The 6,700-nt window shown below is 62.9% G+C and carries 4 protein-coding genes and 1 pseudogene; 2 read left to right on the top strand and 3 right to left on the bottom strand.

Annotation, left to right across the window (positions count from 1 at the left end):
• Together HHL24_RS42835 and HHL24_RS42830 are read right to left on the bottom strand one after the other, a co-directional pair.
• Positions 1 to 223, bottom strand: a pseudogene (locus tag HHL24_RS42835) (IS3 family transposase); the annotation flags it as partial.
• A gap of 255 nt (positions 224 to 478) precedes the next feature.
• Positions 479 to 1,711, bottom strand: coding sequence for a DUF2252 domain-containing protein (locus HHL24_RS42830; RefSeq protein WP_169491278.1), 1,233 nt, complete (start codon positions 1,709 to 1,711; stop codon positions 479 to 481).
• Between the two features lie 462 nt (positions 1,712 to 2,173).
• Here HHL24_RS42830 and HHL24_RS42825 point away from each other — a divergent pair, with 462 nt between their 5' ends.
• Both HHL24_RS42825 and HHL24_RS42820 read left to right on the top strand, forming a co-directional pair.
• Positions 2,174 to 4,855: a hybrid sensor histidine kinase/response regulator gene (locus HHL24_RS42825; RefSeq protein ID WP_169491277.1), complete on the top strand. Its 2,682-nt coding sequence runs from the start codon at positions 2,174 to 2,176 to the stop codon at positions 4,853 to 4,855.
• A gap of 35 nt (positions 4,856 to 4,890) precedes the next feature.
• Positions 4,891 to 5,814 carry a DUF72 domain-containing protein gene (locus HHL24_RS42820; protein ID WP_169491276.1) on the top strand — a complete coding sequence of 308 codons (924 nt, stop codon included), beginning with the start codon at positions 4,891 to 4,893 and terminating at the stop codon, positions 5,812 to 5,814.
• On the opposite strand, the gene HHL24_RS42815 is transcribed toward HHL24_RS42820, so the two are convergent.
• On the bottom strand, positions 5,780 to 6,700 hold a 921-nt coding region (locus HHL24_RS42815), incomplete at its 5' end, for a cytochrome-c peroxidase (protein ID WP_169491275.1). The genes HHL24_RS42820 and HHL24_RS42815 overlap by 35 nt on opposite strands.

Genomic DNA, 6,700 nt, shown 5'->3' with positions numbered 1-6,700 from the left:
CCGTCTCCAGCACCACCCTGAACTTGTCGGCGCTTGACCATCGATCGCTGGTTTTGCCATTGCCCGGCATGAATTTCCCTGTCTGTCTTGCACTTTGCCGCCAGGTCCGTAGCGTCACCGTCGTGATGCCCGTCGCTCCTGACAACTCGATGACCGCACGATTGAACGGCGGCATCATCTGCTGGATTGCCCATTCCCGGGTTTCCGCTGAATAGCGTTTCATTTCCCATTCGCTGTCCGCCCCCCATCTTTACATCAATCGGTTCGGGTGAGGCGACAACTAGCCTGACATGGAGGGCAGGCAAAGAAAAGTAGGTGCCTGCCCCGCACAGGGGCGACGCTAATAGACCAATAACAATTCAAGGAAAGGCCAACGCCATAAGCGCACAGACAAATAAGCGCAAGCAGGCAAACAAATCAAGAAAAGCCCACCGCCGCAGGCACTCCGACAATGCCGTCGCAAAGACAAAAAAACCACTTAGTAATCCTTCCTCCCAATAGCATACCGCCGACAATGCTCCAAATACCCAGCCGCATGGCTACTAACCAACTCTACAATACTTTTCCAAAGCCATCCCGGTGCATCGAGGGTCTTCGACCGATTCCTCCGCAGCTCAGCAAGCCAGGCAGTGCGCTCCCCACTATCCATCTGCCGCGCATGTGCCTTCCCCACCACCAACGCTAGAAAGCGCGCAGCCTTCACCGCCTCATCCTGAGTCAACTGCTCGATCGTCAGCTTCATATCCTGCGGCAGCAACTCGCGTATAACCACAGCGCGATCCGATAACCGCGCCGCCCGCATCCGCTCGCCCAGCGAAGGCGACAAATGCCGCGCCCCCTCCACCACCCGCTCGGCGTTATCCCGCGGCATGCGCACGCCAGGATAGCGCGGCGCCGCCGCCTGCGCGGCTTCCTTGATGTCGATCAGGCACAGGTCGTCGCCATCCACCGCGGCACCGTCGATGTCCAGCAGCACCGCGTAACGCAAGCGCCCCAGCGAGCTGCATCCCTTCACCCAGTACGCAGCGTCGAGCACCTCGACGTCAGTGTCGTCGCCATTGCCGCGCAGCACCGTCGCGAGCCGCGCCAGCGAACCCTTCTCGAACAGTGCCTCGATCTCGCGCCGTTCGCTCTTCGCCAACGGCCAGAACCGCGGGCCAAGCGGAATGCTCGGCTCGATATCCTCGATCCGCTCCTCCGCCAGATGACGCCACGAACGGCGCACCGCTTCCTTCATCACCACCCTCACCGCCTCAGGCTTCTCAGCATGGATGTCGGCGTCGCCGGCCGCTTCGTCGAAGGCGCGCTCATAGCCGTCCGCCAACGCTTCCATCATGTGAACGGTCGTCACACCCGGCAGGTCCGAACCGCGCGCGGCAGTCGCCAGTGAAAGCCCGAGGCGGATCAGGTCGTGCGCGGGATTGCCGATCACCGTCTGGTCGAGGTCGCGAATCTGGATTTCGACGCGTCCCTGCGCATCGGCGACCGGCCCCAGATTGCCGGTGTGGCAATCGCCGCAGATCCAGATCGCCGGACCTTCGGGCAAGGCATGGCTTTCCATCCCTTCAAGCCATTCGTAGAATTTGCTGGTGTTGCCCCGCACATACGCATGCGCCGAGCGCGCCATTCTGGCGTTGCGGCGCGTGGTCAACAGCGCCTGACGTGCAGCACGTTTAGGCAGCTTGTTTCGTGTGATGTTTTTCTTCGGCATCCTGTGGTCTGCGTTTTATTGAAGTTCGAATTCGGTGTGGGTGGCGCCCACCCTCCATCTTGCACCCGCTGGCGCAAGCGAATAAGTGCGGGCAGCACGAAACGCGCCTGCCTTTTTCCTGCCGCCCTAGCGTACCGTTCGGGTCGCACCAAGGCAGTAGACATGCGACCAAGCCGGCGACACGTGCGCTTCTTTCCGGATCCCGCGCGCTAACCTGAGCAACGCAGGTAAAAGTTGCGAGGCCGTTCGCGCCGAAGGTTCGGCTAAACCCGCAAGGCCCCTTCTGTTACGTCACGAGGCAATCGTTGTGACCTACAATTGTCGCTGCCGCCCGGCCGCTTCGCGCCGGCTTGCGGTGCACGGCAGAAGATTCATCCCGCCTCCTGCTGAACCTCTACGCGCGCCATGCGCGCCGGCAGAGTGGGGACATATTCATCGACGTGACCTTTGTGGAGCGCAGCAATGCCATTCCCGGCACAAGACCATGGCTGCCCCGGCTGGAACGGGGAAATGGCGCAGCGCATCAGCGAATTCGACTGGACCGCGACCATCCTCGGCGCCATCGAAAACTGGCCACGCAGTCTGACCGCCACCGTTCAAATGCTGCTCGCCTCGCCCGTGCCCCTCGTGCTCCTATGGGGCAAACCGGGCTACATGATCTACAACGACGCCTACGCGATATTCGCGGGTGGACGGCATCCGTATCTGCTCGGCTGTCCGGTCGAACACGGCTGGCCGGAGGTCGCCGAATTCAACCGGCATGTGATGACGACATGTCTTGCCGGCGGCACCCTGTCGTATCGCGACAAGGAACTGGTTCTGCTGCGCGACGGCAAACCTGAAAATGTCTGGATGGATCTCTACTACAGCCCGGTCGCCGACGACAGCGGCGCACCCGCGGGCGTGCTTGCGATGGTCGTCGAAACCACCACGCGCGTGCTGACCGAACGCTGGCGCCAGCGCGCCGAAGCCGAATTGCACGAAACCAACGAACGGCTGCAACTCGCGCTCAATACCGGAGCGGTGCTCGGCACCTGGGTGCTCGACCTGCGCACGGGCACCGTCACCGGCGACGAGCGTTTCGCGCGCACCTTTTCGTTTCCACTAGAAAAGGCCGCGAAAGGGGTCGAGCGCAATGCCGCGGCGCAAGTGATCCATCCCGACGACCAGCCGCTCAACGACCGTCTGACCATCGAAGCGATGCGTACTGGTCAGCCGTTTCGCGCCGAGTACCGGATTCGCCGGCCCGATGGCGACTATATGTGGGTGCAGGCAAACGGCCAGTGCGAGTTCGACGAACATGGCGAGCCCACGCGTTTTCCCGGCGTGCTGATCGACATCCACGAACGCAAGATTGCCGAACAATCGCTGCGCCAGCTGACTGAAACGCTCGAACAACGCGTCGCTGATGAGGTCGCCGCCCGGGCGCTCGCTGAAGAGCAGTTGCGCCAGGCGCAGAAGATGGAAGCGATCGGCAGCCTCACAGGCGGCGTCGCGCACGACTTCAACAATGTGCTGCAAGTGATCAACGGCAATCTGCAAATGCTCGCCGCCGATGCCGATGACAGTCCGGCCACGCTGCGGCGCTTGTCCGCCGCGACCGATGCCGTCAAACGCGGCGCGAAACTGGCCGCGCATCTGCTCGCCTTCGCGAGGCGCCAGCCGCTCTCGCCTACCGTGCTCAACCCGCGCCGCCTGCTCGCCGGCATGAGCGAGATGCTGCACCGCGCGCTCGGCGAGACCGTCAAGATCGAAACGGTGTTGAGCGACGATCTGTGGAATGTGCAGGCCGATCGCAATCAACTCGAAAACGCACTGCTCAATCTCGCGATCAACGCGCGCGACGCGATGCAAGCGGACGGCACGCTCACCGTCTGCGCGACGAACCGCGTGCTGGACCGACTGTTTTGCCTTGGCAAGCCGGAACTCTCGCCGGGCGAATACGTGGTGTTCTCGGTGACCGACACTGGCACCGGCATGAAGCCCGAAATCCTGGAGCGCGTGTTTGAACCGTTCTTCACGACCAAACCCGACGGCCACGGCACCGGCCTGGGCCTCAGCATGGTGTTCGGCTTTGTCAGGCAAAGCGGCGGCCATACCTTGATCGACAGCGAAGTGGGACGCGGCACCACCGTCTCGCTGTTTTTCCCGCGCTGCTGCGAGCCGGAAACAGCCGAAACGGTCGATCAGACCTCCGCGCCGGTAGGCGGCGGCGAAACGATTCTGGTGGTCGAAGACGACGCGGATGTACGCCTGACCGCCGTCGAAATGCTCGCGCAGCTCGGCTATAAAGTGCTGACCGCATCGAGCGGCGACGCGGCGCTCGAATTCATCGATAGCGACGTGCCGATCGATCTGCTGTTCACCGACGTGGTGATGCCCGGCCAGGTGAAAAGCGTGGAACTGGCGCAACGCGCGGCGGCTCGCTCGCCCACGGTGCCGACACTCTTCACCTCGGGCTATACGCGCGACGAGATCGTCCATCACGGCAAGCTCGACGCCGGCATCACGCTGCTCTCCAAGCCGTACCGGCGCGACGATCTCGCGCGCAAAGTGCGCAGCGTACTGCGCGTCGGAATCGCCGGCATGCCCGATGGGCAGATCGCCCCTTGCGTGCCGCGTACGGTCTACGATCCGGCCAGTGCATCCGAAGCGTCCGATCCGCACGAAAGCCTGCACGAGCCGGTCCCTTCAAGGGTGGATTCGCTGGCAAATGCCGTGACAATTTCGCTGGCGGATTCCCTGACAAGTCCACCGTCACGCCAGCCCGGCACGCCGGCTCGCGTGCTGCTGGTCGAAGACGACGCCGACTCGCGCGAAGCACTCAGCGACCTGCTCGGCGCGCTGGGTCTCGACTGCACCGCGGTCGCGAGCGCCGAAGAAGCGCTGCTGCTCGTGCCCGCGCAACGTTTCGACGTCCTGTTTACGGACCTGACGTTGCCCGGCATGTCCGGCGACAACCTGGCGCGCGTGGTGCTCAGTCAGCAGCCGGACATCCGCGTGTTACTGGTGTCGGGCTATGGCAAGAGCGCCGAGATCGGCGACGCCATCCCGGGCGCACGGCTGCTCGGCAAGCCGCTCGATATCTCGCAGTTGCGTCACGAACTCGCGGAGTGGCTCGATCATACCGAGGCAGCGTCCTAGGCGCGCCTACGCTGAGCAACCCCACGAATCCGCCGATGGACATCCGCTGCGGCACCGCTGGCTGGACCGACAAGACGCTGATTGCATGCAAGCGCTTCTACCCGCGCGGCAGCAGCAGCGCTGAAGCCCGGCTGCGCTTTTACGCGTCGCAGTTTCCGCTGGTCGAAGTCGATTCGGCCTACTACGCGATGCCCTCGGCAACCAATTCGCAGTTGTGGACCGAGCGCACGCCCGATGGCTTCACGTTCAATTTCAAGGCGTTTCGGCTCTTTACCGGGCATCAGACTTCGCCCGAAGTCCTGCCCAAAGACATTGCAATGGCGCTGCCGGAAGGCATCACGGGTCCGCGCAAGAAAAACGTCTACTACCGCGACATGCCCGCCGAGATACTCGACGAACTGTGGCTGCGCTATCTGGAAGCGCTGGAACCGCTGCGCGCGAGCGGACGGCTCGGCGCGGTGCTATTCCAGTTCGCACCGTGGATCACCCGCGCGCCGGACGGTCTCGCGCTCGTCGAAGAATGCCGGGCGCGCATGGCGGGCTACATGATGGCCGCCGAGTTTCGCAATCAATCCTGGTTCGACGATCAGCATGCGCAATGGACGCTCGACTTCCTGCGCGAGCGCAGCCTCGTCCACGTGATCGTCGATGCGCCGCCGGATGTGACGAACCGCGTGCACACCGTATGGGAAGCAACCCATCCTCAACTTGCGATGGTGCGTCTGCACGGCCGCAATACGCAGACGTGGAGCGCGACGGGCGCGGCGAGCGCGGCCGATCGCTTCGATTACGACTACAGCGTCGGCGAACTGACCGAACTAGCCCCTTCGATCCGCGCAATCGCGACCCGGGCGGGCCGTACCCACGTGATCTTCAACAACTGTTTCGAAGACCAGGGGCAGCGCAACGCGCGTTCTCTGATGACTATTCTGGGCAGCGATCTCGCCCCGCCTTCGTAGTCTCACAGTCCCTCACACCCGGTCGCCGGTACCCGTCGTTCAGCGTCGCAAGAAACGCGGCGACGTCGTCGATATCCTGCTCCGACCACACGGGGCGCTCGCCCGCTTTGCGCGTAAGCGGCTCGTCGGTCGTGTCGACGTTCACGCGTAGTGCGACTGGCAGGTCGTCGAATTTATCGACCTTGCCGTGCGCGTCTTTCGGATACCACTTCGCCGGATTCGTGTCGCGCTGCACGTAGAAGCGCAACGCATCCTTCAGCGTATGGAAGCGGCCGTTGTGGAAGAACACCTGCCGCGTCGCCGTGTTACGCAGCGATACCGACTTGAAGAGCCCACAGTTGCTCCTGTCGCTCGACTGATCGGTGCGCAGCGGACCACATAAGCCCATATCGAAGTACTTCGGATCCGTGTTCGCACGCAACTCCGGATTGCGCGGCACGCCGAGCGCCTGGAAGTTGAAGTCGGTGAAAAGCGGATGAGAGCCGTCGACACCTACCTGATCGATGTGGCACGACGCGCAATTGCCCGCGGCCGGATCGTCGAACAGCTTTTTGCCGCGCAATTCGCGTGCCGTCAGTTGGACCTTGCCGTCGAGGTAGTAGTCGAACTTGCTGGTGTACGGATGAAAACTCGGGTCTTCGAGTTCGAAGCGCTCGATGGCGTACATCGCCTGCGTGAACGCCTTGTTGGGATCGGTGAAGATGTTCTGGCCGAACACTTCCTTGAAACGCGCCGCGTAAGGTGCGTGCTCCAGTTTCGCGAGTACTGCCGCCGGATCCTTGTTAGCCATCTCGTTCGGATTGAGCAGTGGGAAACTCGCCTGATCGTGCAGACGGTTGAAGCGCCCGTCCCAACCGAAACCGCCCACCGGCGCGTTGTCCGTCTC

Source organism: Paraburkholderia polaris (assembly GCF_012927345.1).
Classification (GTDB): domain Bacteria; phylum Pseudomonadota; class Gammaproteobacteria; order Burkholderiales; family Burkholderiaceae; genus Paraburkholderia; species Paraburkholderia polaris.
The sequence above is the reverse complement of the archived record's forward strand: the minus strand, read 5'-3'. Positions and strand labels throughout refer to the sequence as shown.

Excerpts from the sequence above, each read along its gene's own strand:
- HHL24_RS42830 (WP_169491278.1), bottom strand. The coding sequence starts at position 1,711 with ATGCCGAAGAAAAACATCACACGAAACAAGCTGCCTAAACGTGCTGCA.
- HHL24_RS42825 (WP_169491277.1), top strand. The coding sequence starts at position 2,174 with ATGCCATTCCCGGCACAAGACCATGGCTGCCCCGGCTGGAACGGGGAA.
- HHL24_RS42820 (WP_169491276.1), top strand. The coding sequence starts at position 4,891 with ATGGACATCCGCTGCGGCACCGCTGGCTGGACCGACAAGACGCTGATT.